27 protein-coding genes and 2 tRNA genes are annotated in these 26,762 nt (G+C 65.4%); 10 read left to right on the top strand and 19 right to left on the bottom strand.

The window, feature by feature from the left end; all coding sequences use genetic code 11:
- The first annotated feature begins 185 nt into the window (after nt 1–185).
- From NET02_RS11690 to NET02_RS11670, 5 genes are all read left to right on the top strand, one after another.
- Nucleotides 186–2,486, top strand: a complete 2,301-nt coding sequence (locus tag NET02_RS11690) for a peptidoglycan binding domain-containing protein (protein WP_284057596.1) — start codon at nt 186–188, stop codon at nt 2,484–2,486.
- A 215-nt stretch (nt 2,487–2,701) separates the two neighbouring features.
- Nucleotides 2,702–3,919: a zinc-dependent metalloprotease gene (locus tag NET02_RS11685; RefSeq protein WP_284057595.1), complete on the top strand. Its 1,218-nt coding sequence runs from the start codon at nt 2,702–2,704 to the stop codon at nt 3,917–3,919.
- Between the two features lie 27 nt (nt 3,920–3,946).
- Nucleotides 3,947–5,131 carry a DNA double-strand break repair nuclease NurA gene (locus NET02_RS11680; protein ID WP_284057594.1) on the top strand — a complete coding sequence of 395 codons (1,185 nt, stop codon included), beginning with the start codon at nt 3,947–3,949 and terminating at the stop codon, nt 5,129–5,131.
- Nucleotides 5,124–5,738: a hypothetical protein gene (locus NET02_RS11675; protein WP_284057593.1), complete on the top strand. Its 615-nt coding sequence runs from the start codon at nt 5,124–5,126 to the stop codon at nt 5,736–5,738. Before NET02_RS11680 ends, NET02_RS11675 begins: the two co-directional genes overlap by 8 nt.
- On the top strand, nt 5,683–6,351 hold the full coding sequence (locus NET02_RS11670) for a uracil-DNA glycosylase (RefSeq protein ID WP_284057592.1): 669 nt from the start codon (nt 5,683–5,685) through the stop codon (nt 6,349–6,351). Before NET02_RS11675 ends, NET02_RS11670 begins: the two co-directional genes overlap by 56 nt.
- Here the strand turns inward: NET02_RS11670 and purH are convergent.
- From purH to NET02_RS11630, 8 genes are all read right to left on the bottom strand, one after another.
- Nucleotides 6,348–7,874: a bifunctional phosphoribosylaminoimidazolecarboxamide formyltransferase/IMP cyclohydrolase gene (purH, locus tag NET02_RS11665; RefSeq protein ID WP_284057591.1), complete on the bottom strand. Its 1,527-nt coding sequence runs from the start codon at nt 7,872–7,874 to the stop codon at nt 6,348–6,350. The genes NET02_RS11670 and purH overlap by 4 nt on opposite strands.
- A 5-nt stretch (nt 7,875–7,879) precedes the next feature.
- Nucleotides 7,880–8,524, bottom strand: coding sequence for an HD domain-containing protein (locus tag NET02_RS11660; protein ID WP_284057590.1), 645 nt, complete (start codon nt 8,522–8,524; stop codon nt 7,880–7,882).
- Between the two features lie 86 nt (nt 8,525–8,610).
- Nucleotides 8,611–9,186, bottom strand: coding sequence for a GTP-binding protein (locus tag NET02_RS11655; protein WP_284057589.1), 576 nt, complete (start codon nt 9,184–9,186; stop codon nt 8,611–8,613).
- A gap of 19 nt (nt 9,187–9,205) precedes the next feature.
- Nucleotides 9,206–9,730: a roadblock/LC7 domain-containing protein gene (locus tag NET02_RS11650; RefSeq protein ID WP_284057588.1), complete on the bottom strand. Its 525-nt coding sequence runs from the start codon at nt 9,728–9,730 to the stop codon at nt 9,206–9,208.
- Nucleotides 9,731–9,785: 55 nt separating this feature from the next.
- Entirely contained in the window at nt 9,786–10,835 is a 1,050-nt protein-coding gene (gene purM, locus NET02_RS11645) for a phosphoribosylformylglycinamidine cyclo-ligase (protein ID WP_284057587.1), read from the bottom strand.
- A gap of 29 nt (nt 10,836–10,864) precedes the next feature.
- Nucleotides 10,865–11,224, bottom strand: coding sequence for a roadblock/LC7 domain-containing protein (locus tag NET02_RS11640; RefSeq protein ID WP_284057586.1), 360 nt, complete (start codon nt 11,222–11,224; stop codon nt 10,865–10,867).
- 162 nt (nt 11,225–11,386) lie between these two features.
- Complete coding sequence (gene hflX / locus NET02_RS11635) at nt 11,387–12,712, bottom strand: GTPase HflX (RefSeq protein ID WP_430981081.1); 1,326 nt, start codon at nt 12,710–12,712, stop codon at nt 11,387–11,389.
- A 97-nt stretch (nt 12,713–12,809) separates the two neighbouring features.
- A tRNA-Gln gene (locus tag NET02_RS11630) sits at nt 12,810–12,880 on the bottom strand.
- A gap of 239 nt (nt 12,881–13,119) precedes the next feature.
- Here NET02_RS11630 and NET02_RS11625 point away from each other — a divergent pair.
- The 3 genes from NET02_RS11625 to NET02_RS11615 are packed head-to-tail and all read left to right on the top strand — an operon-like array spanning nt 13,120 to nt 16,388.
- On the top strand, nt 13,120–14,070 hold the full coding sequence (locus NET02_RS11625) for a 1-phosphofructokinase family hexose kinase (protein ID WP_284057585.1): 951 nt from the start codon (nt 13,120–13,122) through the stop codon (nt 14,068–14,070).
- A gap of 12 nt (nt 14,071–14,082) precedes the next feature.
- Entirely contained in the window at nt 14,083–15,423 is a 1,341-nt protein-coding gene (locus NET02_RS11620) for an FGGY-family carbohydrate kinase (RefSeq protein ID WP_284057584.1), read from the top strand.
- A 47-nt stretch (nt 15,424–15,470) separates the two neighbouring features.
- Complete coding sequence (locus NET02_RS11615) at nt 15,471–16,388, top strand: 2-deoxy-5-keto-D-gluconate 6-phosphate aldolase domain-containing protein (protein WP_284057583.1); 918 nt, start codon at nt 15,471–15,473, stop codon at nt 16,386–16,388.
- 90 nt (nt 16,389–16,478) lie between these two features.
- On the opposite strand, the gene NET02_RS11610 is transcribed toward NET02_RS11615, so the two are convergent.
- From NET02_RS11610 to NET02_RS11595, 4 genes are all read right to left on the bottom strand, one after another.
- Nucleotides 16,479–17,183 (bottom strand): hypothetical protein, encoded by a 705-nt coding sequence (locus NET02_RS11610; protein ID WP_284057582.1) that lies wholly within the window; start codon nt 17,181–17,183, stop codon nt 16,479–16,481.
- A 1,784-nt stretch (nt 17,184–18,967) separates the two neighbouring features.
- Complete coding sequence (locus NET02_RS11605) at nt 18,968–19,504, bottom strand: GNAT family N-acetyltransferase (protein WP_284057581.1); 537 nt, start codon at nt 19,502–19,504, stop codon at nt 18,968–18,970.
- Between the two features lie 37 nt (nt 19,505–19,541).
- Nucleotides 19,542–19,853, bottom strand: a complete 312-nt coding sequence (locus NET02_RS11600; protein ID WP_284057580.1) for an AzlD domain-containing protein — start codon at nt 19,851–19,853, stop codon at nt 19,542–19,544.
- Entirely contained in the window at nt 19,832–20,524 is a 693-nt protein-coding gene (locus NET02_RS11595; protein WP_284057579.1) for an AzlC family ABC transporter permease, read from the bottom strand. The genes NET02_RS11600 and NET02_RS11595 overlap by 22 nt, the downstream gene beginning before the upstream one ends.
- A gap of 79 nt (nt 20,525–20,603) precedes the next feature.
- Between NET02_RS11595 and NET02_RS11590 the strand changes: the two genes are divergently transcribed.
- Entirely contained in the window at nt 20,604–21,470 is an 867-nt protein-coding gene (locus NET02_RS11590) for a helix-turn-helix domain-containing protein (RefSeq protein ID WP_284057578.1), read from the top strand.
- 131 nt (nt 21,471–21,601) lie between these two features.
- On the opposite strand, the gene NET02_RS11585 is transcribed toward NET02_RS11590, so the two are convergent.
- Nucleotides 21,602–21,674, bottom strand: a tRNA-Phe gene (locus tag NET02_RS11585).
- Between the two features lie 123 nt (nt 21,675–21,797).
- Here NET02_RS11585 and NET02_RS11580 point away from each other — a divergent pair.
- A complete protein-coding gene (locus tag NET02_RS11580; protein ID WP_284057577.1) occupies nt 21,798–22,871 on the top strand; it encodes a tyrosine-type recombinase/integrase in 1,074 nt (357 codons plus the stop codon).
- Nucleotides 22,872–23,021: 150 nt separating this feature from the next.
- Here the strand turns inward: NET02_RS11580 and NET02_RS11575 are convergent, their stop codons facing one another.
- From NET02_RS11575 to NET02_RS11550, 6 genes are all read right to left on the bottom strand, one after another.
- A complete protein-coding gene (locus tag NET02_RS11575; protein ID WP_284057576.1) occupies nt 23,022–24,008 on the bottom strand; it encodes an AAA family ATPase in 987 nt (328 codons plus the stop codon).
- A 48-nt stretch (nt 24,009–24,056) separates the two neighbouring features.
- On the bottom strand, nt 24,057–24,401 hold the full coding sequence (locus NET02_RS11570) for a hypothetical protein (RefSeq protein ID WP_284057575.1): 345 nt from the start codon (nt 24,399–24,401) through the stop codon (nt 24,057–24,059).
- On the bottom strand, nt 24,388–24,687 hold the full coding sequence (locus tag NET02_RS11565; RefSeq protein WP_284057574.1) for a hypothetical protein: 300 nt from the start codon (nt 24,685–24,687) through the stop codon (nt 24,388–24,390). Before NET02_RS11565 ends, NET02_RS11570 begins: the two co-directional genes overlap by 14 nt.
- Nucleotides 24,688–24,689: 2 nt before the next feature.
- On the bottom strand, nt 24,690–24,917 hold the full coding sequence (locus tag NET02_RS11560) for a hypothetical protein (protein ID WP_284057573.1): 228 nt from the start codon (nt 24,915–24,917) through the stop codon (nt 24,690–24,692).
- Nucleotides 24,918–25,078: 161 nt separating this feature from the next.
- Complete coding sequence (locus NET02_RS11555) at nt 25,079–25,297, bottom strand: helix-turn-helix domain-containing protein (protein WP_284057572.1); 219 nt, start codon at nt 25,295–25,297, stop codon at nt 25,079–25,081.
- A 98-nt stretch (nt 25,298–25,395) separates the two neighbouring features.
- On the bottom strand, nt 25,396–26,598 hold the full coding sequence (locus tag NET02_RS11550; protein ID WP_284057571.1) for a phage major capsid protein: 1,203 nt from the start codon (nt 26,596–26,598) through the stop codon (nt 25,396–25,398).
- Nucleotides 26,599–26,762: the final 164 nt, after the last annotated feature.

Below are 26,762 nucleotides of genomic sequence, written 5' to 3'. Positions count from 1 at the left end.
GTGCGGCGCAGGGTCCAGCCGGTCGAACCTCGAGGCTCGACTGAGTCGCAGCCGCCCCTGCCTGTCGATCAGACTAGACCCTCGTTCCCCCTGGCGAACACGCCGAGCCGCCATGTACACTCAGAGGGCCGGTGTCCGAACATCATCCGGAGTCGGAACTCGGCGGCAGGGGGACGGACGGGAGAATGGTCGGCAGAGTTCGCTCGTTGCAGGCGACCGCAACCTTTACGACCCTGCGCTGGCCCATCTCGACCCTCCTTCTCATCATCAGCACGATTATCGCCGTAGCCTTCGCGATCGCCGCAGGCTCACTGCTCGCCTATGGGTTGAGCCATGGCCCGACGATCTACCGTGGAGTGAAGGTTGCCGGCATCGACGTGGGCGGCATGACGCCTGAGCAAGCGAAGGGATACCTGAGCGAACGGTATGCCTCGTTCAGCAGCGGGTCGTTGAGCCTTCGAGCGCGAGAGCACTCGTACGAGGTCCCGCTCCGTGATCTCGGGCTAACCGTGGATCTGGACGCGTCAGTCGCTCGCGCCTACCAGTACGGCCGCACCGGTAACCTGTGGCAGGACTCGGCCGATTGGTTCCATGCGCTCGTCTTCGGCCAGGACCTTCCCGTCGAAGCGAAACTTGACGAGCGCGCCGTGCTGGCTGCGTTGGAGCGAATAGCCCCGGACGTCGCGCGGCCGCCACAGGACGCGCGGTTCGTTGTCAGGAACGGTGGCGAGGTGGTCATCGAGCCGGAACAGCCGGGCACTGGCATCGATGTGCCTGCTTCCTATCGAGCACTCCAACGACAAGTCGTGACACTTTCCGCGCAGCCAGTTTCGCTCGAGTTGGTCGAAGTCGAGCCCGGAGTCACGGCTGCCGATCTGGAGCCGCTGCTACCGAAGGCGCGCGAGCTGTTCGGTCAGCCGTTCTATCTCGTGCATCGTGACCTGCGATGGGAGATCTCGCCCGAGGTGCTCCTCGGATTCGTCAACCTGAGGGCAAACGACGGGAAGCTCTCGGTCGAGGCTGATCGATCGGCGCTGGAGGAGTACGTCGCGTCGGTGGCCGAGCGCGCGTTCGTCGCGCCCAAGGACGCCTCGGTGCGCTGGGAAACGGGGCGGTTCGTGGTCGATCCGCCCGTGGATGGTCAGGAGTTGGACCCGGCGGCGACTGTTGAGGCAATGCTGGCTGCGTTGGAGTCGGGGCAGCACCAGGTCGAAGTCCGCGCGAAACCCGTCGCCGCGGCGGTGACGGCCGACATGGCCCAACAGGCGGCGCGGGAGGCCCAGGCACTCGTGGCTGCCGGACCGCTATCGCTTCGCTGGGATGGGGGCTCGACCGAGATCTCGCCGGAGCAGATTGCCGGTCTGTTGACCTTCGTTCCCGAGCGACAGCAGGGTCAGGTGACCGGCTTAACCGTCGAGGTCGATGGTGACCGGCTGGCTCAGGTGCTCGAGGCTCTGCGAGGGCAGGTCGATCTGCCGGCGCGGGACGCGAAGCTGAGATACTACGATGGCCAGGTACAGGTGGTGGAAGCGGAACAAACAGGCCGTCAGCTCGACGTGGCCGCTTCGGCCGAGCGGGTGCGTGAGGCGATCCTCGAGCGAGCAGGCGAAGCTGAGCTGGTAACCCGCGCTGTGCAGCCGCAGGTGACGTCGGCGATGGCCTCGCAGATCGTGATCCGCGAGCTCATCTCCTCCGGCCAGACGTACTACGGTGGTTCGGTTCCCAACCGTAAGCACAACGTGGAGCTCGCGACTCAGCGGGCCAACGGGGCGCTGGTTCCACCCGGAGGAACGTTCTCGTTCACCGGTACGGTCGGCGAGATCAACCTGGACAGCGGCTACAAGGTGGGCTACGGCATCGTGGCGACGAACGGCCGGGTCTCTACGGTTCCCTCGGTCGGCGGCGGAGTCTGCCAGGTCTCGACGACCCTGTTCCACGCGGCGTTCTGGGGTGGTTTTCCCATCGTGGAGCGGAACTGGCACCTGTACTGGATTCCGCTCTACGGGCAACCGCCGAGCGGTATTACCGGGCTCGACGCGACGGTCGACACCGACTACGGACTGGATTTCAAATTCAAGAATACGACGAATGACTGGATCGCGATCGTCGCGAAGGCCGACGGGCAGTGGGTGCGATTCGAGATCTGGGGCACGAAGCCCGGCTGGCGCGTGGAGGTCGATGATCCGGTCGTCACGAACGTCGTGAAGGCTGATCCTACTCCGGTCTACCGAGAGTCACCGGATCTGGCGCCCGGACAGCAGGTCGTGATCGAGCAGGCTCGAGACGGCTTCGACGTCGAGATCCGTCGCCGGGTCTTCCAAGGTGATCAGCTCATCGACGACCTGGTGTTGCGCAGCCATTACATGCCGTCCTCCAACGTGACGCTGGTGGGCCCGCGCTCAGATCCGCCTCAGCAGGAGTCATCTGGCGAGCAACAGCCACCCGCACAGCCGACGCCAGAGCCGGTGCCTCAGCCCGGCCAGTAACAGGGTATCCGTCGCTGCCAACGCTTCTCCCCCAGGAGGCCGGTCAAACGGTTCCCGTCGGGCTTCCAGCGATGCGCGGGGCGTGGCATTGCGACAGCGGCGATCGGACGGGAGGCGTCGGAGCTCCCGGTGGTGGCGGTTCCGACCGCCGGCAGGTACGCTTACGACGCGTGTTCGGAGTTGAGGCACAACAAGCGAGAGAGGGCAGGGATCCCTTGGATCGACGATTGCGCAATCAGCGCGAGCTACTGGTGCTCGGAGCGTTCGTCGGCGCGACTGTAGGAGCCTGGGTCGGGGCTCGGGTTAGAGATTACGCCGCGGCCCAGAGCCGGCCCAAGGTAATCGATTGGGAACGGGCGCGCACCATCGCCATTCGCATGAACGTGGGCTCCCGCATGTCCGCCGGGCAGCGGGAACAGTTGACCAGTTACTATCGCTCGCTCGTAGATCGCGCGGTTCCGTTGATCGCCGAATACACCGGAGAGGCGCTACCCTCGCCGGCGCAGCACGTGTACGCCTTCGATCGGATCGATTGGATCGACGCGAACCTTGAAGGGTTTGCGGAGGTTCTGCGCCCGCTGGAAACGATGCCGGAGCTGCCGGACCAGCCCGCGCTGCGTTTGGGTCTCCTCGCATGGGGGCGGCTGAGCCAGACGGTGGCGACCACCGAAGTCGGCGTGCTGCTCGGCTATCTTGCGCGACGTGTGCTCGGGCAGTACGACCTGGTCTTGCTCGGTCGCGAGCCGCTGGCTGCTGGTCGGCTCTACTTCGTCGAGCCGAACGTGGTCTGGCTCGAGCGTATGATGCGGCTGAACGGTGCCGATTTCCGGCTCTGGCTGGCCCTTCACGAGGCCACACACGCGTACGAGTTCGAAGCCCACCCCTGGCTGCGCGACTACATCAACGGCTTGATTCACGACTGGGTCAGCCGTCTGCAATCGGACTCAGAAGCGCTCAAGCGGGTCTGGCGGGCCATCCGCGATCTGCCCTCGATCTCGCGCGCACAGCGTGAGCGCTCCTGGCTGGAGCTGTTCATGAGCCCTGAGCAGCGCGCGCTGTTCCAGCGACTGCAGGCGGCTATGGCGGTGATCGAGGGGTACAGCAACCACGTGATGCATGCGGTCGGCCGTTCGATCATCCCGAGCTATACGGAGATTGCGCGGCAGTTCGAGCGGCGTCACCAGCAGCGGACGGTGGCCGAGCAGTTGCTTGCTCGACTGACCGGACTGGATCTCAAGCTCGAGCAGTACCGGCTGGGCGAGTCGTTCGCGAATCAGGTCGTGCAGCGTTATGGTCACGATGTCCTGCGCCTGGTCTGGACTGGGCCGGAGTATTTGCCCTCGATGGACGAGCTGCGAGAGCCGGACCGCTGGGTCGAGCGCGTGCGCTCGATCGGGTCTCGAGGCCCCCAACCCGTTCCGGGCGTATACTGAGCTTTCGATTCGCCTCCGGAGGCGACCGTGACGCTGGACGTCGCCGCGATTGCCGAGGAGTTGCGCCGGCTGGCAGCCGAGACGGCTAGCTGGGAGCATGCGGGTTGGTCCGCTCTGCACGCAGCCGTACGCGACCTCGATGAGACGGATCTTCGCCAGCGACTCCGTACCGCTAAGACATCGTGGCTGCTCGCGCGGGCGATTCAGGGTTACCGCGGGGTAAGTCCCTGTCCCCCGCAGCCTGAACGGTATACTGTCGTCGCCACCGATGGGTCCGTGTTGAACCCGGATCGCCATAGCCCCCTGCGCTACTACGTTATCAATCTTGGAACCGTGGTCCTGGCTTACGGGGATGCGCCCCAGGCCCGAATGGAGTCGCGTGCCCGCCTCTACGCAGGGGAGGAGGATCTGTACCTCAGCGACCTGTCGCGGCGGGTACCCATCAGTGGCACGGTACTGGGTTTCAAGCGCGCGGTCGAGGAGTTGCGACAGGCGGCTGAGCTCGCCTGCTCGCTCGATCCACCGGTCGTCGTGCTGCAGGACGGCACGCTGATTCTGTGGGGTTTGGAGAGCCAGCCAGAGTTCGTCGTGAACTGGGCGCTCGGCCCGTTCCTGGAGGCGCTGGCAGCGCTGCGAGACGCACGTGTCCCGGTCGCCGGGTTCATCAGCTACCCGGGATCCAGCGACGTGATGAATGTCATGCGCGTGTCGGTGTGCGATTACCCGCCGCGGGGCATGCCGGTCAACTGCGACCACTGCCGGGCTCGAATCCGTACCGAAGGCCACCGGCCCGCCTGCGACATCTTGCCCGACGTGACCGACCGGGTGCTATTCGAGCAGGTATTCAAGCTGACGCCGGGAGAGCGCTCGCCGGTCTACGCCAGCGCTTCCACCATCCTGGAGCGGTACCCGGAAGCCGACCGGATCAACTTCTTCTATCTCCATACCGGCGCTGAGGTTGCCCGCGTCGAGATCCCAACCTGGGTGTCACGAGACCGAGCCATGCTCGACCTGCTGCACGCGGCCATCATCGACCAGTGCTCGCGGGCGCGTGGTTATCCACTGGCTCTGCAAGAGGCGCACGAGCTGGCGGTGATCCGGGCCGAGGAGCGACGGGAGGTCGAGATTCTGGTCGACCGGATGCTGGCCGAGCATGGGGTCGTACTGCGCCGGTCGGCTAAGGAGCGGAGCAAGCGAGGCCGGTATGTCTGAACAGCCAGAATCGCTACGACTGGGTGAGGTCATCGAGACGAGCACCGTCGGCTTCGTGGCCGAGTGCGATGAGCTGCATTGCCTACCACCGCTCGGCTCGCTCGCGAGAGTCAATGGGCCGGAAGGTGATGTGATCTATGCAGTCGTGACCTACGGGGAAACTGGGAGCATCGATCCGGGGCGGCGGGTCGTACGCCGGGGATCGGCTGATCTGCGTGACCAGGCGATCTACCAGCAAAACCCCGAGCTTCGACACGTGCTGCGGTCAGTCTTCTCCGCCGCAGCCATCGCCTATCGCCGGGACGACCGGCTTTCCTACCTGCTGCCGCCGCTGCCACCACCGCTCCACTATTCGGTCGAGCGGGTGCCGACAACCGAGGCGCGGGAGGTCACCGATCAGCCCCGGTACTTCCCGATCCTGGCCCAATACCGAGGAGAGATCCCGGCCGATCAACTCCTCGCGGCTCACGCGCGCCATCTCTACGAGCTGCGCGGGCACGATCGGGATTGGCTCGAGCGCGCGGCGCGCGAGCTGGCGCGGATCTTCAAGCATGACTACGATCGGCTCGTCCCCCTCCTCGAGGCGCTCGACCCCGATCTGGCCTGAGCGAGAGTTGCTTTTTCCCCTGCCGGGCGGCTGGCAGCGGCTGATCGTCGAGGCGAGTGCCTGCCGGAGCTGCCCGGGCCTCCGTGGTTCCAGGCCGGTGTTGGGCGCGAGCGATGGGCCAGTACCAGCACCGATCCTGCTGATCGGGGAAGCACCTGGACGTCACGGAGCGGTTCGGACCGGCGTGCCGCTCCACGGAGATCGGACTGGACAACACGTCGAGCATCTGCTCGCCGTCGCCGGTGTCCCGCGGGAAGCCGTCCACCGCACCAATGCCGTGCTCTGTCATCCCGCCGACGAGCGCGGGCGAAATCGTCGCCCTCAGGCTGCCGAGATCGGTCGGTGTGCGAGATGGCTGGCATGGCGGTTGCAAGTCGTCGACCCACCGATCGTCGTCACGCTGGGGGCCGTGCCACTGGCTAGCCTGGAACAGATCGCCCATCATGGGCTTCGGCTCGCTGAAGCTGCGGGGCAGCCGACCCGGTGGGAAGGCCGCTGGCTACTGCCACTCTATCACCCGTCGCCACGTGCGCTAGCGCGCCGCCCGATGGGACGACAGGAGGAGGACTGGCGGGCGCTCGGTGCGCTCTGGTCGAAGGTGACCAGCGCCTAGTGGCGGAAGTGGCGCACGCCGGTGAAAACCATCGCGATACCGGCCTGGTCGGCTGCCTGGACGACCTCGTCGTCGCGCCGGCTGCCTCCGGGTTGGACGATCGCGGTCACGCCTGCCTCGGCGGCGACCTGGATGCTATCGGGAAACGGGAAGAACGCATCGCTTGCGAGCACGCTGCCTCGGGCCCGCTCGCCGGCCCGCCCGACCGCCAGCCGAACCGCGTCCACCCGGTTCGGCTGGCCACCGCCGATGCCGACGGACGCCGTGCCGTGTGCGAGAACAATCGCATTCGACGTAACGAACCGAACCACCTGCCAGGCGAAGCGGAGCGAGTCCCACTCCTCGAGCGTCGGCCGCCGCCGGGTTACCACGCGCCACTCACCTCGCTCCGCGGGCTCGTAATCCGCTTGCTGGACGAGCGCTGCGCCGTCCAGCGATCGAATGCTCCAGGCGCCCGGTTCAGGGGGCTCTGGCGCCTCGACGATGCGCAGATTTCGGCGGCGGGCCAGGGCATGCACGGCCTCGGGGAGGAACGCTGGGGCGATGACGATATCGTAAACCCGCTCAGCCAGCGCCGAGGCTGTCCCGGCATCGACAGGAGCGTTGAGCGCCACGATCCCGCCGAAGGCGGAGATCGGGTCACTGGCCAGGGCCAGCTCGTAGGCATGTCGCAGTTCCGGCGCGTGAGCGGCTCCGCAGGGGTTGGCGTGCTTTACGATCACAGCCGCGGGTTGAGGGAGAGCTGACACGACCTGCCAGGCGGCGACCGCGTCTAAGTAGTTGTTGGACGACATCTCTGGACCGCCGAGCTGGCGCCACCTCTGAACACCAGCCGGTGCCGTCGGCCGAGCCAGATGATAGAGGGCAGCCTGCTGGTGCGGGTTCTCGCCGTACCGCAGCTCTCTCGCCTTCACGAGCGCGAGCGGAAGCTGGTCCGGGAGCTCGCGCGGGTCGCGCAGGTAATCGGCGATGACCGCATCGTAGGTGGCGACGTGGGCAAAGGCTTTGGCGGCGAGCCGGCGCCGCTCGCTGAGTGGGACGGCGGCTGGGCCGCCTTGGGCGAGCCGCTGGAGAACAGGCTCGTAATCCAGGGGATCGACGAGGGGCAAGACGAATGGGAAGTTCTTCGCCGCGGCACGGAGCAGCGCCGGGCCACCGATGTCGATGTGTTCGAGAGCCTCGTCGAGCGGAGCTTCGGACCGTACGACCTCACCGAACGGGTAGAGGTTGACGACCACGAGGTCGATGGGGCTGATCCGGTGCTCGGCGAGCGCCGCGACCTGCTCCGGCTGGTCGCGCCGTGCCAGGATACCCGCATGTATTGCCGGGTGGAGCGTCTTGACCCGGCCCTGGAGAAGCTCGGGGAAACGGGTGACGTCGGATACCGGGATGGCCGGGACTCCAGCTTCTTCCAGCGCTCGTTGCGTCCCTCCGGTCGAGATGATCTCCCAGCCCAGCTCCGCGAGCCGCCGTGCCAGGGTAGCGATTCCCGTCTTATCCCATACCGAGAGAATGGCGCGCACGCTCTTCAAGCTCCTTCCACCGGACGACGCGTCCGCGAGCGAATCACTTTCGGTAGGATCTCGACGTCACGCCCGAATACCTCGCGGAAAAGCCCGGCTCGCGACTGCGCGCGCTCGATCTCCATGGTGGGGTATGTATCGGAGATGGCGTAGATCGTGACGTACCTGTCGTGCACCTCGACGTCAACGTCCTTAATGACTTGGAGGTGCCCCGCGTCCAGCCCTTCGGCGATGCGGAGAATGGCGGCCATCTGATCGACTGCGGGCCGCAACGAGCGCGGAAGCCGCTGGTAACCGGGATGCTGGGGCGAGGGGTGTGCTGCCCGGTGATAGCGGGCGATGTTCGCGATCTGGAGTTGCTCCTCCCGGCTGAACCCGCGCAGCGGGACTGCCATGATCCGGTCGAAGCTATACCGGTGGTGGTCGGCCATTGAACGCATCTGGCCGCAGTCGTGCCAGAGGGCAGCAGCGGCTAGCAGGTCGCGTCCTTCTTTCGGTAAGGCCAGCGGCTCTTGAAGGAGGTCGTACAGCCGCAAGCTGAGATGAGCCACGTGCCGGCTGTGCTCAGGATCCGGGGTCTCGATCTTGCCGGCCGCGAGCGCGCGGGCGAGAGACGGGTCAGTCTCACTATGCTGGATATCGTGTAGCACAGTGTTGCCTCCGCATCTCCAGCGCTCTTGCACGCCGGTTCGATGATGCCAGGGTGCGAGCTCCCACGCCAGTTTATAGCCGGAGGTTAGAGCCGGTTGACCACCAGCTTGGAGATGGCGCGCAGCGTCTCGAACACCCCGGTGCCCTCGATGGCGACAGCCTCGAAGCGGGGAACGCGCATGGGGTTGAGATAGCGATCGAGCACCGGTGTCGGAAGCGCATTGGGCAAGTCCATCTTGTTGTACTGAAGCACCAGCGGGAAATCGAGGAACTTCTTGCCCTGCGCGGTCAGGTTCTGGCCCAACTCGCGCAGGCTCTGCAAGTTCTCGGCCAGGCGCTCGCGCTGGGCGTCGGCCACGAACACGACTCCGTCAGCACCGTTGAGCACAGCCACACGAGTCCGCTCGTACAGCACCTGCCCGGGAACGGTATAAAGGTGGAATCGGATCGTAAAACCGTGCACCTTGCCCACGTCGAGCGGCAAGAAGTCGAAAAAGAGCGTGCGTTCGGCTTCCGTCGCGATCGACAGCAATTCACCCTTACTGTGAGCCGGAATGCGGGCATGGATGTACTGGAGGTTCGTCGTCTTACCCGACAAACCCGGTCCATAGTAGACGATCTTGCCGTGTATCTCGCGGGCAGCGACGTTGATCAGTGCCATGGACGCGTGTCGTCTCCTATCAGGTCCGCTCTCGATCCGGCCCCTCAGGGTCCTTTCCGAAGATCAAATCTATCGTATCCTGAGCGGCGCGTCTGAACTGCTTCTGCCGCTGGCGAGAGAACTTCGGTGGCTGCTGTTGCAGGTCCAGGATGGCGGCCAGCGTGCTCGCGGTTCGCCGCGTGAGCACTCTGACGAGGCCGACTTGAACCTGCTCATCGAACAGCACGACCAGCAACCACCGGGCGTCGATCGTCTCCGTGACGATACGCTCCCGTAGGCCCTCGTGCAGAATCGTCTGAAAGTTCTCTTCTCGCAGCAGACGAGCAATCTCCTGCAGCGAAGAATAGGCGGCCGCAATGAGGACACCGAGATCAGCGATCCCGGATCGAGGATCCCGACTCTCGGAGGCAATGACTCGGCCTGAGCGGTCGATAACCATGCTCAACGAGGCGTTGGAGTCTGCCATCAGGCGTTGCAAGCAGGCTGCGACCTGAGCAACTGCATCAGGCGGGACTACGAGGCGGTCAGTCTTGTGCTCGTTCATACCGGTTGCCACCATGCTCGAAAACACCAGCTAGTTCCAGGCACCTACACCGCTCTTACGACAGGCCGCGTACCACCGCTCGATCGTCCGCCTCTGCCGCCGGAACAACGCTGCCGATCACCCATCCTTCATTAAGTCGCTGTCGGACGGCAGGCACGTCCTCTGAGCGGACGACGACCACATAGCCGACGCCCATGTTGAAGACCCGATACATCTCGCGGGTGTCGATTTTCCCGTGCTCCTGGATATGATTGAAGATCGGTGGAATCGGCCAACTTCCAGCTTGAATCTGGGCCTGCAAGCCGGGTGGGATTATGCGCGCGACGTTGCCCGCGAGGCCGCCACCGGTAATGTGCGCGAGCCCCTGGATGACTCCGGCATCCAGGAGTGGCTCCATCAGTGGCAGATATGACCGATGCGGCTCGAGCAGGAGCTCTCCGAGCGAGCGGTCGGCCCAGGAGGGCACCTCTGCCAGTCGCGCGCGAGCAACTTCTGGATCGTCGTCGAGCCCTAGTGCCGCGCGGGCCAGGCTGTAACCGTTGGTATGAAGCCCGCTGCTCGGCAGGCCGATCAGCACGTCGCCGGCCTGGATCGTCGAGCCATCCACGATGCGGTCACGGTGGACTACGCCGACGATACATCCGGCGAGATCGTAGACGCCCGTCCGGTAGATTCCAGGCAGTTGAGCTGTCTCACCGCCGATCAGGGCGCAACCGGCGGCAGCGCATGCCTCGGTCATCCCGGTGACCAGTTCTTCGAGCACGGCGGGTGCCAGACAGTCAGTGGCGAAGTAGTCGAGAAAGAAGAGGGGGCGGGCTCCGCAGGCCAGGATGTCGTCCACGCAGTGGTTGACCAGATCGATTCCGATGGAACGATGGTGACCGGCGAGCCTGGCAATCAGTACTTTCGTGCCGACGCTGTCGATACTCGACACAAGCACGTACGGGTTCTGCTCGCCAGGTGCTGCGAACAATCCTCCGAAGTGGCCAATCTCCCTCAGCACGCCCGGCGTGAACGTCGACTCCGCGAGCCGGGCGATGCGGCGCTTCACCGCATCGGCTCCGGCGATATCGACACCCGTACGGCTGTAGGAGAGCCCTTCCATACGTCCTTCGTTCGGCGCTGCAACTCTCCTCAGATCGTCGCCGCTTCTTGCTCCAGGGATCCACGCGCGCGACGAACAGCGAGACGTAGCCGGCCGAGATTGGCGCTGCCGGCAGCGACGACGACCAGCGCAGTGTCCTGGCCGAGGGGTGTGACGAGGACGACGTGCTCGTCGAACTCCACGATGGCCTGCCGCGCGCTGACACCGCCCAGCTCACGGCCCAGCGCCTCCATCATCAACAGGCCACTCACGGCATTCGCCGCGACCGACTCCGCGTCGAGCGCCGGATCATGCGCGGACTCAACCAGGAGGCCATCGGTGCCGACGATCGCGACTAGATCCAGTCCATACTCATCGCGCATGCGCTGCAGGACATCACCGACTGCCACCCTATCCCCTCCATTCCCGTTCACGGCCGAGAAACGCACCGATGCATGGATGAGACTCTCACTCACCGAGGCATACCTGGATTATACGGGTGAAGGTCTCGGAAGGATACCGTCCGCGTTCAGGAAATTCGTCCCAATTGCTCATGCCGACCTCAGCCTGCGTTACGGGCTATGCCGGGGAACTCGAGTGCCTGTCATGCCAGCCTGCAAGAATGGCGCGAAGCGCGGGAGCAAGTAGGCCGGGAGCATCCCCCGAAGCAACACGCCGTCATGCCGGTAGGCGACTTCTTCCACCTGGCCGCGCTCGTGAAAGAGCGCTACGAGGTTGGTCTCCTGAAAAGGCACCAGTACCCTGATCTCGGTTAGCCGCTCGACATGCGCCAGCGTCGTCTCGATCCGCTCGAGCAGCAGGTCGAGCCCAGCGCCGGTGAGCGCAGAGACTGGGACAGCATCGGTCTGCAGGCCGAATTCGCTGGCCAGCTCCGCCGGCTGGATGTCCACTCCTAGCCGGTCGATCTTGTTGAGCACCGTCAGCACCGGATAGCCCTCAGCGCCGAGTTCGGCTAGCACGGCGCGGACGGTCGCTGCCTGCTCGGCCGCCTTCGGATGCGTGATATCGAGCACATGCAAGAGCAAGCGTGCCTCGAGGATTTCCTCGAGAGTGGCCCGGAAGGCTGCGACCAGCATGGTGGGGAGCTTGTGGATAAACCCTACGGTATCGGTCATTAGGACCTCGCGGCCGCTCGGAAGGGTAACGCGACGAGTAGTCGGATCCAGCGTGGCGAACAGCTTGTCTTCGGCGAGCACGTCACTGCCGGCCAGGGCATTGAGCAGCGTGGACTTGCCGGCATTGGTGTAGCCGACCAGCGCGATAACCGGAATCTGGTTCTGGCGCCGGCGCTGGCGATAGCGTTCGCGATGGTGATGGACTTCGGCGAGTTGGCGCCGGATCAGCGCGATGCGCTGACGGGCCTGGCGCCGGTCGACCTCGAGCTGCGTCTCGCCCGGCCCCCGGAGCCCGACCCCGCCGACCGCTTGCCTCGACAGGTGGGTCCACATGCGCGTCAGACGAGGGAGCCGGTACTCGAGCTGAGCCAGTTCAACCTGCAGCCGTCCCTCGTGCGTCTGGGCCCGCCGGGCGAAGATATCGAGGATGAGCGCCGTGCGGTCGAGTACCTTTACTTGCAGCTCGTCTTCGAGGTTTCGGAGCTGCGCTGGACTGAGCTCGTCATTGATCAGGACGACGTCATATGCGAGCTCATCCCGGAGGGACTTGATCTCGGCGAGTTTCCCGGCGCCGACGTAGTGCTTGCCATTCGGGTGATCGAGGCGCTGGGTGACGGCGCCGACGACCCGCAGGCCAGCGGTCTCAGCGAGCTGGGCCAGCTCCTCCATAGAGGACTGGATATCCCAGCCGTCGTCCTGCCACTGTACCCCGACGAGCAGGGCGCGCTCGGTGGGCGTATCGATGTGGTATCGCCGTCCGATGTCTCGCTACCTCCTGGCTCAAGGCGTCTCGATGGTTCGGTACATGCAAGTATACGAGAAACGAGAGCCGCCGGAAGATTCCGGCGGCCGTCCCGGGCTGGGGAGCAGGGATTCGAACCCCAACTTGCTGATCCAGAGTCAGCCGTCCTACCGTTAGACGACTCCCCATCGCAGCAACGGCAAGCATACCGCGTCGTACCCGATCCTGTCAACCGTGGCGCCGGATCACCTCGTTTCGATCCTCGCCAGCTCCTGGACGAGTTCGCACGTACCTGGTTCACTCCGCGAGGATACCGCTAGCCGATCGACTTGTGGCGTGACCGCCGGACCCTAGCGACGCCAGATATGCCGGCTCGCCAGGGGCGTGACACCTCGGGATACTGCCGGTCGAGCTTGGGAGGGTAAGCGTGCTCATTGCCAGTCCCAATATCGGCTTCGACCACACCGCTCGACTCGACGAGCTACGGCCAGGGCACGTCCTCCGGTTCACCAGTGTCACCGTAACAGCCGGGGGTAAAGGCGTGAACGTGGCACGCGCCGCGCGCGACCTAGGTTGCCCGGCACGGCTGGTCGGGTTCGCGGCCGGGCGAACGGGTTCCGCTGCGATCGATCACTTGCTTGACGAAGGGATTCCCGTGGTGGGCGTGCCGATAGCGGGGGAAGCGCGAGTCAACACGATCGTGCTGGAAAAATCCGGACGGGTGACCGTGATGAACGAGCCAGGACCATCGATCGGTGAGGCTGAGTGGCGGTCGTTCGAGGAGGCGATCGCGACTCACCTTCAGGAGCATCAAGTCTTCGTCGCTATTGGGAGTCTGCCGCCTGGGGCTCCTGCGGACGCCTACGCCCGCCTGGTGCACCTGGCGAGCGCGGTCGGGCTCACGACTATCGTGGATGCGAGCGGGCAAACGCTGGCACGGGCGCTGGAAGCAAACCCGGACATCGTAACTCCCAACCTATTCGAGGCGGAGGCGCTCGTTCATGGATCGGCAGACGAGCGCGTCGAGGTGGACGGGATCGACGTCCGACCGCGCGCACTCGAAGCTGCAATGCGCCTGTGCGAGCGCGGCGCGGCCGCCGCGCTCGTCACCGCCGGATCGGCCGGCGTCGCCGTCGCAAGCGCCGACGTGCGAGGGTGGGTCTCGGCGCCCGCGGTCACCGTGCGGAACCCGATCGGCGCAGGAGATGCCTTCGTCGCCGGGCTGGCGGCCGCGCTGGAGCGGGGCCGCGCGCTCCAGGATGCAATGCTCGAGGCGGTTGCGGCCGGCGCGGCGAGCGTCGAGACGTCACTCGCCGGCCGCCTCGATCCGGCGAGGGCTCGCGCGTTGCTCGCCGGGCTCACCATACAGGCCGGTTAGAGGGGAGAGGCCATGACGACAGAGCTGCTGCTCGGCATCGATGTTGGGACTACCTTCTGCAAGGCGACAGTCGTCTCGCTCGAGGGGCGCGAGCTGGCCCATGGCCGGGCACGCACGCCCTGGCGGGCAGTGCCGAGCGGAGCCGAGCTGGACCCGCGTGCCTTGATCGAGGTGGCGCTGGCGGCGGCCCGCGCGGCCATCGCCCAGGTGCCCAGTGGCCGGGTGATCGGGATCGGGGTAACCAGCATGGCCGAGACCGGGGCGCTCATCGACGAGCACGGCGAGCCGGTCGCGCCAGCGATTGCCTGGCACGATGCTCGAGGGGAGGACGAGGCTCGGCAGCTCGCTACGGAACTCGGGGAAGAGCGCTTCATGATACGCACCGGCCTGCCGGTCAGCCGGCTCTGCACGCTGAGCAAGTACCGCTGGTTGCTGGCGCATCACCCGCAGGCGAAGCGAGGGCGACGCTGGCTCAACGTCTCCGAGTGGGTCGTGTATGGCCTCGGCGGCGAGCAGTTCGCCGAACTCTCGCTCGCCTCGCGCACCGGCTTTCTCGACCTCGCGTCCCGTTCCTGGTGGGACGAGGCGCTGTTGTGGGCAGGCGCGCCGCCCGACCTATTGCCTCCGCCGGTGCCGGCCGGCACACCGATGGGCCGTGCCAGGCCTGGCCTCCTGGAACGGGCCGACGGGGCGGTGCTGACTGTTGGCGGTCACGATCATCCCTGTGCTTCGGTCGGCGCTGGGGCGATCCACCCGGGCGACCTGTTCGACTCGAACGGGACAGCCGAGGCGCTGGTGCGCGCAATACGGCCGCCGGTGGCCGCCGAGCAGGTGTTGCGCGCGGTGGCTGGGGGTGTCACGATCGGCTGGCATGTCGTGGCTGGCCAGCTCGCGCTCCAGGGAGGCTTCCTTTCGGGGAAAGCGCTTCAGCGTTTCCTCGACCTGCTCGGCTGTGACGAATCGGGACGGGCGGCTCTGGACGCGGCGGCTCTGGCGGCACCGGCTGGGGCAGCCGGGTTGGTAGTCGAAGGAGTCGTTGAAGACCGCGCGGCGCTGACGGGGATCGGCTGGGACGTATCACCGGGTCTGGTCTGGCGCGCAGCGCTGGAGGCGGTCGCACGGCACGCGGCGGGGATCCGGAGGACGATCGAGGCGATAGCAGGGCCGGTGGAGCGGCTGGTGGTCACTGGCGGCTGGGCGCGGAGCGAAGCCGTGCGCGCCATCAAGCGAGAGATACTGGGGCGGTTCGAGTATCCACCGGTGACGGAGGCGGGTGCCCGGGGCGCGGCGCTTCTCGCAGGGATCGCGGCCGGGATCTACTCGGGGGTCGAGCAGTTGCCTCCTCCGGCTTAATCGGGTAGCTTAGGAACGTGGAACAGGGAGAGCGAAGGAGGTCAACCATGGCTGTTGGGTATGACAAGCCACTCTACATCCTGGCATTCGATCATCGCAGCTCGTTCGAGGAGATGGCCGCGAAGGCGGGGGTGCCGGAAGCAGAGCGGCAGCAGCGCATTAGCGAGGCGAAGTCGGTCATCTTTGCCGGCTTCGAGGCTGCCATCGCGCGTGGCGCTCCGCGCGAGGCGGCCGGCATTCTCGTCGACGAGCAGTACGGCAGCCAGGTAGCCAGGGAGGCCCGAGCCAAGGGGTACATCCTAGCGATGCCGGTCGAGAAGAGCGGGCAGAAGGTGTTCGACTTCGAGTACGGCGAAGATTTCGGCAAGCACATCGAAGATTTCGATCCGACTTTCTCCAAGGTGCTGGTTCGCTTCAATCCTGACGATGATCCCGAAACCAAGCGGATCCAGTTCGAGCGACTGAAGCGGCTGAACAACTGGTTGCACGAGCGGGGTCGCAAGTTCCTGCTCGAACTCCTTGTACCGGCCACGAAGGCGCAGCTCGAATCGGTCGGGGGCGACAGCGAGCGTTATGACCGCGAGGTACGTCCAGGTTTGACGATCCAGGCAGTAGCAGAGTTCTACGAGGCGGGTGTGGAGCCTGACGTCTGGAAGATCGAGGGGCTGGATCGCCGCGAGGACTGCGAGCGGATGGCGGCACAGGTCAGGAGCGGAGGCCGCGACCGGGTAGGCTGTGTGGTGTTGGGCCGTGGCGCGGACCCCGAGCGGGTGGATCACTGGCTGCGGCAGGGCGCCGGCGTACCCGGGTACATCGGGTTCGCGATCGGGCGCACCCTGTGGTGGGATGGTGTGCAGGGCTTCCTCAACGGCACGCTGACGCGAGAGCAGGCCGCGGACAAGATCGCCACGAACTACCTGCATGCGATCGATCTCTTCGTTCAAGTGGCGGCAGCGGCCGACTAGCCAAGAGCACCCTGCCTGAGGTGGCAGAGGGAGCGGCCCCGAAGCTCCCCGGGGCCGCTCCCTCTGCCCCGGTATCCTCCGTCACTAGGGCTACCCGGCCGGGTACACCGCCTTCAGCTCACAGCGCGCATCCGGGGCAGCCAGCCGGACGTAGGCCTCGATCCGATCCAGGTGAACGGCCACGGCCTCGGGCTCGATGCCAGGAGGTGCGTACACCGCGTAGAGCACATCCCGCGTTTCGGGAGTGATGCGCGTGCGGACGTCCGGTCCGTACAGGACGCTGGAGATGACGCCGAGTCCATCGGCCATATGCATGTCCCCGGCCTTCAGGGTCTGCTCGCGACCGTTGAGCAGGGTATAGCGCTCGTGGCCCTCAGCGATCTCGATGCGAACTGGAAGGGCTAGGGTGCTCAGGTCGTGCCCGGCGGTGAGCAGCAGATCGCTCAGCTCCGCCATGAACATCGCCTCTACCAACGTCGTGGCGTGCGGCAGCGGCTTCCCCTTGAGGACCACCGATTCGAGCTGGAGCAGGACGTGGTACGTATCTCCGAACCGGCGGTAGTATGCCTCGTAGGCCCGGATCACCGGCAGCGCCCGCAAATCCGCTCGCGAGAAGCCGGCGTAGCGCGCCCGCAGCTCAATCTCCAGCCCCCGCTTCGACTCCTCGAGGGAGGGCTCGCCGCTGGGATTCCGCACCCCCCGCAGCACGAGGATCCCGGCCGATGCGCCCGGGTAGGTCTCGCGCCAGCGGTTCCCGAGTTCGAACAGAGCCGGCCCAGGGGTTCCGGCGTGCATCGTCGCTCCTCTCGTTGCTGACGTCGCGGTCGCAGGCAGGCACATGGCGGTTCGCTGGCTTCACAGTGGGACCCCGCGATCCATCTGGTCTGCACGTTGGGCAGCATTGTACGCCAGGGCCGATGAGAAGCCGCGGAGGAAACCGGTGGACGCGGACACCGGCGCCGCAACTGCGGCCGGCGTGCCGAGCCCGCTCGAGTGGTGGATGTTGGGAGGCTGGTGGCTCAGGGATGATCCCGAGGCCACCGGCCTCTTCGTCGGAAAAGAGCGGGGCGGTACCGAATCTCGGCGGCTGCCTTCGGGAGGGGTTTCCGGCACTCTTGAGACCTCTGCGCTAGCGTCCGCTCGGAGCACGCAGCTCTTCATATTCGGTCTGATAGGAACTATCAAACTGTTCATTCGCAGTGCACCTACAATAATCCTCATCTCACACTATTCGTACTAGAAAACTATCTCGAGTACTTCATCCTCCAGTACTTGCAGTACATGCCGTGCACGTGCCCCGAATGACCTCCGTCGATCATTTCGGTGGGCAGGATTAGCCATGGCAGCCACTGCACGGTTATCCGAAGATGAGCAGTGGGATCGAGGAGGGAGGATAGTGCGCGCACTCCTGTGGTCGCTGGCGATCTGTGTGTTGCTCCTGCTGCTCGCGGTTGCAGAGGCGGGTTGCTGTCCTCCACCGCTGCCAGGGCTTCAACAGCGCTCCCCGTGGCCGGTAGCCCGGGGGCCAGAAGGGGAGCTGGGCGGGATCACAGATGGAGCCTCACTCACGGCCAGCCAGGTGTCGAACTCAATTACCCCTTCTTCTCAACCGAGATGGAACTACCAGCCAGGCATGCTCTGGGCACGGCGATTACTTGACAGCATGCTGGGCTGGATTCGACAGTGGGTCTTCTCTGTAGAGATTATCTGGCACCGAGTGCAGGCTGGCCAACCTGAGAGTGGGGCGGGGCCAGCCAGCATTGGTCACACCATCCCATTGATAGGTGGTCTCTTTGGCTCACCGGTTCACATTCCAGTTGTGTCGGTGGGCAGCGGTGAGCCCGATTTCGGCCATAGAGCGGGGGCGAACGCCTCGTCGCGGGTGAGCGTTCGGCACCGGGGCACGATGAGCACGCGCAGCGCGTCGCTCACGCAGCAACTGGCGCTCCTGCTGCTCATGCTCGGGACTCCCTGGCTCCTCCTCGTGCTCGTCGATGCGGTCACGCGCCTTCGCGTGCGCCAGCGATTCGCCCAGTTGAGCGATTGGTTCTCCGGCGATGATCATTGGCTGGGATGGGGCCCGTTCCAGTTCGCTCCGGAGACGCCCCTGGGGCGACGGAATGGCAGCTACCAGCGCAGGCAACGGGATTATACAGCCCGAGTAAGCCGGGGACGTGACTCGACGGTACGACTTCTGGAGACGATACAGGCACTGGCGGAGGCTATGGATGCCAGCCGGCAGACCAACAATTGGCGGTCGCAGCTTGGTGAGCCACCGTTGGGTAGAGCGGCCCGACCGGCCCCGCGACACCGTTCAGGCGCGCACACCGTGCAGGCACTCACCGTATCGGCGATGCCGGTAAGGCGCGACAGGACGGCACCGGGATCGGGCAAGCCAGGCGCTCGGGGGCGCGCAGGGCGCAGGCGTTCCGGGCGGCGTACTGTGAAGGTGCTGTGGACGCGAGAGACTACCTGACCAGCCCGCTCACCTACGGCTCACGAATCGACGGGCAGTCCTGGAAGCGGGCATGTGCACCAGGTACCGCTCATCATTTTGACAGTGCTCATACGGAAGGACTCTACCTGCCCCTTGGGCGATCATCAGAGTCATCCGCGAGCTCGAGATCGTAGCGCTGCTCACGCAGCTGGTGGTCCCAGAGCGGCTTCTCTGGAAGCTCCTCGGTGAGTCGGAATCCGAAGCGCCGGTAGAGCCTGGCGGCGTTCTCCAGCGGGTGGACCGTCCAGAGGTAGACGTGGCGATAACCGGCACTGCGGCAAAAACTCAGCGAGTGCGCGAGCAGGCGGGAGCCGAGGCCATACCCACGACACGAGGGAAGCACCAGGAACCAGCGCAACTGGGCGGTGTCCTCCGAGCGGCCCACGATCGCGATCGAGCCGACCAGCCGATCTCCCTGCTCGGCCAGCCACAGCCGATCGCGGCCCGGCCGGTACTGCTGGCCGAACTCGCCGAGGGTTGCGGCCACATAGGCTTCGAAGGTGTGATCGAAGGCGTACTCCCGAGCGTAGACGAGGCCGTGCATCTCTGTAACGCGCCCCAGGTCTCCGGGGCGCAGATCGTGGCGGACGGTGATTTCGATGCCCAACAGCTCTTCCATCGCCGTTACCCCCTCGCAAGCGCGAAGCCAGATCTACTCACATGCCGACGTCTGTCCACCGGAGCACGAGGTACACGAACATGCCGGTAGCGAGGCACACCTCCATGCGTGGCCAGCGGATCGCGACCGCTAGCGCCGCGACCGCGGCCGGTGCGCGCCAGCCCAACTCTTGGGGGTGCGCGAGCAGGCTTGCTACGACCAGTGCGGCCAGTGTCGCTGGTGCCAGTCCCTTGAAAGCATTTTCCAGGTTTCGGGGCATCGAAATCCTCGAAAGCAGGAGGCCGCTGAGCCGAACCCAGTAGAGCGCGAGCCCCATCGCAACGATCGTCAGGATGACGGGCCGTTCCACATCGCCTCCCGATCCCGAAATTGCACCGTGCCTGCCAGCGCTCCCGAGATGGCTGCGCACAGGATCGCAACTGTCGAGGGCAGTACCAGTAGCAGCAGTGTGGCCGCCAGCGCTGAGACGACTACTGGATGGCGGGCTGGTGGCTCCCGCAGCCAACGACCGAGCACCGCGATCAATGTCAGCGGAATGACGAAATCTAGCCCGAAGTGGGTGAGCGCGGGAAGCCGATCCGCGCTAGCCAGTCCCAGCAGCGTCCCCAGATTCCAAGCTAGGTACATGCTCGCAGCGGCACCGCCCAGGCTCGCCAGGGTAAGCGGCGGCGCTGCGCTCGCGACGGCGAACGAGCCTTCGGTAAGCAGGAACGCGACGGCGGCGGCAGGCCAGATTCCTGGTCGCAGGATGCGACCGCAGGCTAGGCTGATCAGCGCGAGCTGGGCGTTCACGCTGAGGGTGACCACGACAGGCAGCACCGGAGTGACGCCTCGCACGAGGAGATCGATGGTCGCCATCTGAGCTGGGGCCGAGAAGACGAGGAGACTCATGGCCTGAGCCTCGAACGCGTCCAACCCGACGTGCCGGGCGGTGAACCCGAAGGCGATCCCGGAGGGCACGGCACCGAGCCAGAGCGGCAGCATTGCACGAAATCCTCGAATGAACGCGCTGTGCAGCATGCTCTATTCGCTCCCTCTACTGCTATGCTAGTGGTGTTCCCTGCGCGGGTCATCGTCATCGAAGTCGAATCGAGGATTCATGTCGAGGGTAACGATCCAGCGTGGTAGCCTCGGTGGTGCCCGCCTGCGGGCGCTTCGCGAGCGGCTGGGGCGAACGCAATTGTGGGTCGAGCTGGAAGCGGGCCTGGGTACGGGCTACCTCCAGCGCGTGGAGTCCGGCCGCGTGGCGCAACCTTCTCGCGAGACCGTCGAGCGTATCCTGGACGCACTGGGAGCTCGCTTCAGTGAGCGGCGGGAGATTATGGAACTCTTCGGCTATCGCGTCTCGGTTCCGCTGCCGAGTGAAGAAGACATCCGCTGGGCGCGGGACGTCTCGCGGGCTGAGCTCGACGCGTTTCCCTTCCCGGCGTACGTGCTCGACTGCACGACGCGGTTACTCTCCTGGAACGGGAGAGTTCCGGATCTGTTCGCTGTATCGCCACGAGATCCGACACTCGGCGGCCTAGCAGGGGATCCGCTGCTGGTGGCCTGGTTCGATCCGGCCTCGCAGGCGGGCCGGCTGGTGGCCGAACCGGATACGACGCTGCTCGCGATGATCTATGCCCTACGGCACGAGCTAGCACAGTTCTACGACGAGACTTGGTGCCAGGCGCTGCTCGCCCGGTTGCTAGCCCTGCCGCGGTTTCGGGAATACTGGCAGCAGGCCGAGCAGAGCGCTCCACCGCCGACAGCGGCGCGAGCCTTGATACCGTTGCGCCTGACCGCCGGAGGTGCGGGGGTGCTCAGCTTCAGATTGGCGTCAGAGCCGTTCACGCGGGATGCACGGTTTCGCGTCATCTATTTCTTCCCGGATGACCTGCAGACAATGAAGTACTACGCAGCGGGACGCAAGGAGCGTGACGGGTCGTCTTTGCCGCCGGATCAGCAGATCGATCCGAGCCGTTGAGCGCGGTTGGCGATCAGTGGCGGTAATCTTCGAGCTTCGTGTTGAGGCCCGGTGGTGTACCAGGTGATCGAATGACTCGAGAGAGGGCCGGCACGTATGAGGAAACCCCGCCCAAAGGGCGGGGCCTGTTGTGGTCGGGGCCGGAATCGAACCGGCGACACCGTGATTTTCAGTCACGTGCTCTACCGACTGAGCTACCCGACCCTACATCTCCGCTGACTGCGCTTTTTCGGCCTGTCGCCTGACAGCAGAATCCCGGACTGACAGCAGAATCTGACAGCAGAATCTGCCGCGCTTCCCTGTCGGGCCTGCCGGAAGGGGCCTGTCGTGGGGAGACGACCTCAGGGCTACGTCTACCAGCGGCGCAGTGATGGCCGCTGGGTTGCCGAGATCACCATCAAGGGACAACGTCACTACGAGTACGCGGCGACGGAAGACGACGCCTACGCGCTGCTTGCCGAGCTACGCCGCCTGGCGCTGTCGCCGGCAGCGACGCCGCCGAGAGATCAGACGCTGACCGTCGCCGCCTTCGCCGAGCAGTGGCTGGCATCGGCCTCGCTCTCGCCGTCAACGGAAGAGCACTACCGCGAGATGCTGCGCCGGCATGTCCTGCCGAAGATCGGCGCGACGCCGCTAGACCAGGTCAAGCCGCAGGACATCGCGCAGGTCATCGCAGCCGGCAAGGCCAAGGGGCCGCGTATCGCGGAGAAGGCGTATGTCGTCTCGCATCGGCTGTTTCAAGTCGCGACAGAGTGGGGGATCATCGGCGACAACCCGGCTGCCCGGCTGTCCAGGCCGAAGGTGGAGGCCGCGCCGCGCATCGTCTGGACGCGGGAAGAAGTCGCCGCGTTCACCGATGCCATGCTGGCCGATCCGGGCCAGTGGGGTGACCTCTTCGTTGTCGTGCTCTACACCGGGCTGAGGACATCTGAGGCTCTCGGCCTGGACTGGGGAGACATCCGGCTTGCGCATCGCAGCCTGACGGTACAGCGAGGACTGATCGAGCTTCAGGGCCGGCGCTTCGTCACGCGGGAGACCAAGAGCCGCGCTAGCCGGCGCAGCGTCAGCCTGCCTGATCAGGCGATCCAGGCGCTTCTGCATCGCGGGGGCTTCAGCGGGCCGGTCTTCCGCTATGAGGACGGCAGGCCGCCGTCACGCAGCGCCTTGCGTAGCGCCTTGGTCTGGGCCTCGAAGCGGGCCGGCGTGCCGTACATCGGCATGCACGGGCTACGGCATCAGCACTGTACGATGCTGGCCTGGGCTGGCGTGCCGATCAAAGTAGCCCAAGAGCGGATGGGCCACTCATCGCCGCTGATCACGCTGTCAATCTACATGCACGTGCTGCCGGAAGATCACCTGCTGGCGTCTGAGCTACTGGATCGGCTCTTCGAGGCCGGCTAGGACGCGCCAGGATGGCCTGTGAGGGCTGTAGACAGCGTGCCAGTATCTCAGGACTCGCGAGGCCGAAGCGAGGATCAGAGGGCCTTCTAGGGGCCTTCGAAGGCAAAAGAAAAGCCCTCAGCCGCGATGGCTGAGGGCTTCTGATTCGGGCTATTCAGCTTTCGCGCTGACCAGTCGCCAGCCTTCCGGCGTTAGCGACAGGAAGCGGTCACGTGTGACGCCTTCGGCACGTAGCCAGCCGTTATCAAGCAAGCGCCTTACACGACGGCGGCCTGTCCTGTCCGACCAGCCCAGCTTTCTACTGACTTCTGTTGTCGTCATTTGGCCGCCAGCCTTAGCAATCAGGCGCAGCACTTGCATGTCGTCAGTCGCCGGCGTCGACTTGGCAGCGCCATTCGACAGGACAGGGGCCGTGAAGTGCTGACGGCCTACCGAAGCCGTCGCCGTCGTGACCGCCAGCGTCACCGGCTGAAACAGCGGCGCTGCATTCTGCTTCGTGCATTCGAGTCGCAGCATGCCCGACTTAGTTAGATAAGTCGCCCTTATCTGCGTGTCTACGATGTCGCGGAAGGCTTCAGCGTCGCGCATCTTGCCCTGCTTGTTCTCATGGTGAATCACCAAGACCGACGCGCCGAAGGCGTCGGACAGCCGCTTGATGCCGTCGAAATAGCGGTAGGCTTCCGTCGGGTTGCTCATCTCGCCGTCTTGTTGGCCGGCTCCCCAGGTTGCTGACAGGCTATCCACCACGATGAAGCCTACCGACAGGCGAGCCTGCCGCATCTCGTGTACCAAGGTCTCTACGGTCTTCTGATCTCGGAAATTCGGCGCAGTCGCGAGGATGCGTGCCTGCGGCGACGGCTTCAGCCCATGCTCGGCCAGCCAGACGACGCTGCGTTGTCGTGTCAGGTCGGGCTTCTCTGCCGCGATGAAGAGGCCGGCTACCGGCTTCACCGCGTGTCCGTGCCACGGTAGCCCGTAAGCCAGATGCAGCATCATGTCCAGGCTGACGCTACTCTTAAGCGAGCCGCCGCGTCCAAAGAGCATGGCAAGCCCGCGCTCCGGCAGGATGCCCTCGATCAGCCACTGCATCGCTGACGCCTCTGTCATGTCTCCTGCCTGTTCAAACACGAAACCCATCGATATACCCTCTCTGGCGGGCCGGACTACCTCAGCCCGCTACTGTGCTTATGACTGACGACGGCGGATAAAGGCTTCGAGCCGCTGCTGACTGTGCCGCTGCTTCGCGGGAGAGCGCGCCTGCCACTTGCGCAGTTCAGGCGGTGGCTCCTGACAGGCGGCGTTCCGCCAGGGGATCAGCCGCGCTTCATGCTGGCGCAAGGTCGTGACGACTTCGGCCAGCGGGATGCCGAGGGCTTCAGCCCGCTGGACGGCAGCGCGGGCCTGCCGGAAGCCTGCCAGGAAGCCCGCAGCGTACTTGCTGGCATCGGCCTGGTTAGACTGCTGCGCGTCCTCTAGCGCCTTCAGGAAAGCTGAGGCTATGGTCGTCTCGTAGCCGTCAGTGGATGGCATCGTCAGGCTCTCCTTCCAGCGCCGCAAGCACTGCCGGCAGGCTCGTCTTCGGCGTGACGATGGACAGCCCGGTGCCTTCATGGTCGGTGATGACGACAGGCTCCACGCCGAAGTAGTCTTGGTAGTTCTCGGCAATCAGGGCGGTGACGTTCTCCGGCGTCGTCTCCTGGCCGTTGGCCAGGTTGACCGCGACCTCTTCAGCCTGGCTGAGGGTGTCTGCCAGGATGATGCCGACGCGCAGCGGTTGCCCTTGCTCATCGCTTGCCCAGAGGTAGAAGACCGCCATGCCTAGCTTCCCTTCCGTGTTCGCCGTGACCGGTAGCTCACCTTCAGCCTGGCCTTCGGCAAGCTCACGCGGATGCCGTAGGCTGTCTCGCTGACCTTGACAGCAGGGTCAGTCTGCGCGATGCGACGCCAGTAGCGGATATCCGCCGGAATCTCGGTGAAGACTTCGGCGTGCTCCTCAGCCGCGTTAAGCCAAGCGTGTGTCTCCATCTCGTGACGGGTCAGCTTCATCTCAGGACATGCCTTCCACGGTTCAAAAACGACCTACCGTAGCCAGAAACCGGTGCCGTACTGCGTCCTCAGGTATCGAGATACCTGTGTCATGGGAAAGGGTCAGAAACGGGCTACCCTAGCCGATTTCTGACCCTTAGAAGCGAAGTCTGACAGGGGGCTCAGCGGGAGAAGCGCCGCTTGCGCCGCTCCCAGCGTTGGACAGCGGGATCACGCTGCCGCTCCGCCGCCAGCCGAAGCACGCTCTCGCGTCGTACCAGGCGGCCTAGCGGCGTGTCGAGATGCTCAAGCCTGCCGTCGTCACACAGTTGCCGTACCCGTGGGCCGGAGATGCCAAGGATGAGCGCGGCCTCACCTGTCGTCATGTACTCCTGCTGCACCGTGAACACTCCTTCTCTTGCGCTCACGCAGATTCTGGGCCGAAGAGAGACGACAGGGCCGAAGCCCTGCCGTCTCCTGCCTGAAGGCTGCCGTCAGGCTACGGGATCACCGGCGTGACCAGGGCGAAGGCGTTGGGATCGGTCACGGCGACATCAGCCCGCAGGATGGCCAGGATGCCCACCTCGCCGTAGTCCGCGAACCGCTCCCGCAGCGGTACCAGGGTCAGCTCCTGCCGGATTCCGATGATGCAGTGGCTGAAGTCACCGACGTAGATCGTCGCGCCCACGTTGCCCGCCGTGCCTGCCGGCTCGGTAGTCTCCACCGCCGAGGTCGCCACCTGGCGCAGCGTCGCCACCACGTCAGGCACCGTCAGGTAGTTGCCGGCGCTGTCCTTAAACTTCGAGAGCGTGCCCTGCTCACGCGGCGACAGGATGTACGCCTTCGGCTCGCGGTTGTCGCTGCGGATGGCGGTCACGGCGTCGATGATCGGGTCATAGCTGGTCAGCGCGCTGCCGTTGGCACCCAGGTCAACCAGGTTGACGCCGGCGACGTTGCGGATGCCGCGAGGCTCGGGATCGGTGCCGCTGCCGCGCAGCGCAGCCCGGTCAAGCTCTGCCGCCATCGCCTGCGCAATCGCCGTCCTGACGGCGTTCTCCGTCAGCGGGCTGTCCTGCAGCAGTTCAACGCTGATCTTGACCAGCGCCGCCAGGCTCTTGGCCGTCAAGGTGACGGCAGCGAAGTTCGGCGTCGTCTCGGCGATCTGCGCATGCTCCAGCCGCCAGGCCACCGCCGGGTCAGCGATCAGCTTCGGCAGCTTGACCGTGCCCGCCGCCATCGGATAGGTCAGCGCGCCGGCGGCGATGACGCCAGACTTAGCCCGCGCCAGGTCGATGACTTCGCCGGCCAGGACATCGTTCACCAGGACAGCGCCATTGGCACCGATGCCGAGTGCCCGCTGCTCGGCCTCGGCGTGTCGCCAGTCGCCGGTGACCATGCCGCGCAGCGCCTTGGCCAGGGACAGCCCCGACGGCGACGGCTGCATCCGCTGCTCTGCCGTCAGGAAGCCCCGGCTGTCACCGCCAGGCTGGCGGTTAAACATCGCCTGGAGGATCGGGTCAAGCGTCACCGGCTGACTGCGGCTGTCCTGCATCTGCTCGGTCAACTGGTCGAATTCGGCTTCAAGCCGCTTGTACAGCGCGTACTCGTCGCCGGTCAGGCTGCGGTCTTCTCGGGCTTCAGCCCGATCCAGCAGCGCCTTCATGTCTGCGTAAAGCTGCTGGCGTCGCTCCAGCAGGTTCATCTTGCGTGTCCTTCCGTCTGTGACTTTACGAGAGACCGACACGGCGAGGGTCAGACAGCGGCTGAGGCCGCCAGGTCAGGTGGCCCGCGTGCCTGCTGGCGTCTGCCGTCGGTCTGACACGGCGTGTACGAGTGGCTCAGCGCCGGCTCGATCCGCAGCCGAGT

Origin of the sequence: Thermalbibacter longus, from assembly GCF_023806485.1 — a bacterium.
Classification (GTDB): domain Bacteria; phylum Chloroflexota; class Chloroflexia; order Thermomicrobiales; family Thermomicrobiaceae; genus Thermalbibacter; species Thermalbibacter longus.
This window is presented reverse-complemented; position numbering and strand designations above follow the sequence as displayed.

What these genes read in the sequence shown, in the direction of transcription:
- NET02_RS11690 (WP_284057596.1), top strand. Translation starts at nt 186, where the DNA reads ATGGTCGGCAGAGTTCGCTCGTTGCAGGCGACCGCAACCTTTACGACC.
- NET02_RS11675 (WP_284057593.1), top strand. Translation starts at nt 5,124, where the DNA reads ATGTCTGAACAGCCAGAATCGCTACGACTGGGTGAGGTCATCGAGACG.
- NET02_RS11670 (WP_284057592.1), top strand. Translation starts at nt 5,683, where the DNA reads ATGACTACGATCGGCTCGTCCCCCTCCTCGAGGCGCTCGACCCCGATC.
- NET02_RS11655 (WP_284057589.1), bottom strand. Translation starts at nt 9,186, where the DNA reads ATGGCACTGATCAACGTCGCTGCCCGCGAGATACACGGCAAGATCGTC.
- NET02_RS11650 (WP_284057588.1), bottom strand. Translation starts at nt 9,730, where the DNA reads ATGAACGAGCACAAGACTGACCGCCTCGTAGTCCCGCCTGATGCAGTT.
- purM (WP_284057587.1), bottom strand. Translation starts at nt 10,835, where the DNA reads ATGGAAGGGCTCTCCTACAGCCGTACGGGTGTCGATATCGCCGGAGCC.
- NET02_RS11620 (WP_284057584.1), top strand. Translation starts at nt 14,083, where the DNA reads ATGACGACAGAGCTGCTGCTCGGCATCGATGTTGGGACTACCTTCTGC.
- NET02_RS11615 (WP_284057583.1), top strand. Translation starts at nt 15,471, where the DNA reads ATGGCTGTTGGGTATGACAAGCCACTCTACATCCTGGCATTCGATCAT.
- NET02_RS11610 (WP_284057582.1), bottom strand. Translation starts at nt 17,183, where the DNA reads ATGCACGCCGGAACCCCTGGGCCGGCTCTGTTCGAACTCGGGAACCGC.
- NET02_RS11605 (WP_284057581.1), bottom strand. Translation starts at nt 19,504, where the DNA reads ATGGAAGAGCTGTTGGGCATCGAAATCACCGTCCGCCACGATCTGCGC.
- NET02_RS11595 (WP_284057579.1), bottom strand. Translation starts at nt 20,524, where the DNA reads ATGCTGCACAGCGCGTTCATTCGAGGATTTCGTGCAATGCTGCCGCTC.
- NET02_RS11590 (WP_284057578.1), top strand. Translation starts at nt 20,604, where the DNA reads ATGTCGAGGGTAACGATCCAGCGTGGTAGCCTCGGTGGTGCCCGCCTG.
- NET02_RS11575 (WP_284057576.1), bottom strand. Translation starts at nt 24,008, where the DNA reads ATGGGTTTCGTGTTTGAACAGGCAGGAGACATGACAGAGGCGTCAGCG.
- NET02_RS11570 (WP_284057575.1), bottom strand. Translation starts at nt 24,401, where the DNA reads ATGCCATCCACTGACGGCTACGAGACGACCATAGCCTCAGCTTTCCTG.
- NET02_RS11565 (WP_284057574.1), bottom strand. Translation starts at nt 24,687, where the DNA reads ATGGCGGTCTTCTACCTCTGGGCAAGCGATGAGCAAGGGCAACCGCTG.
- NET02_RS11560 (WP_284057573.1), bottom strand. Translation starts at nt 24,917, where the DNA reads ATGAAGCTGACCCGTCACGAGATGGAGACACACGCTTGGCTTAACGCG.
- NET02_RS11550 (WP_284057571.1), bottom strand. Translation starts at nt 26,598, where the DNA reads ATGAACCTGCTGGAGCGACGCCAGCAGCTTTACGCAGACATGAAGGCG.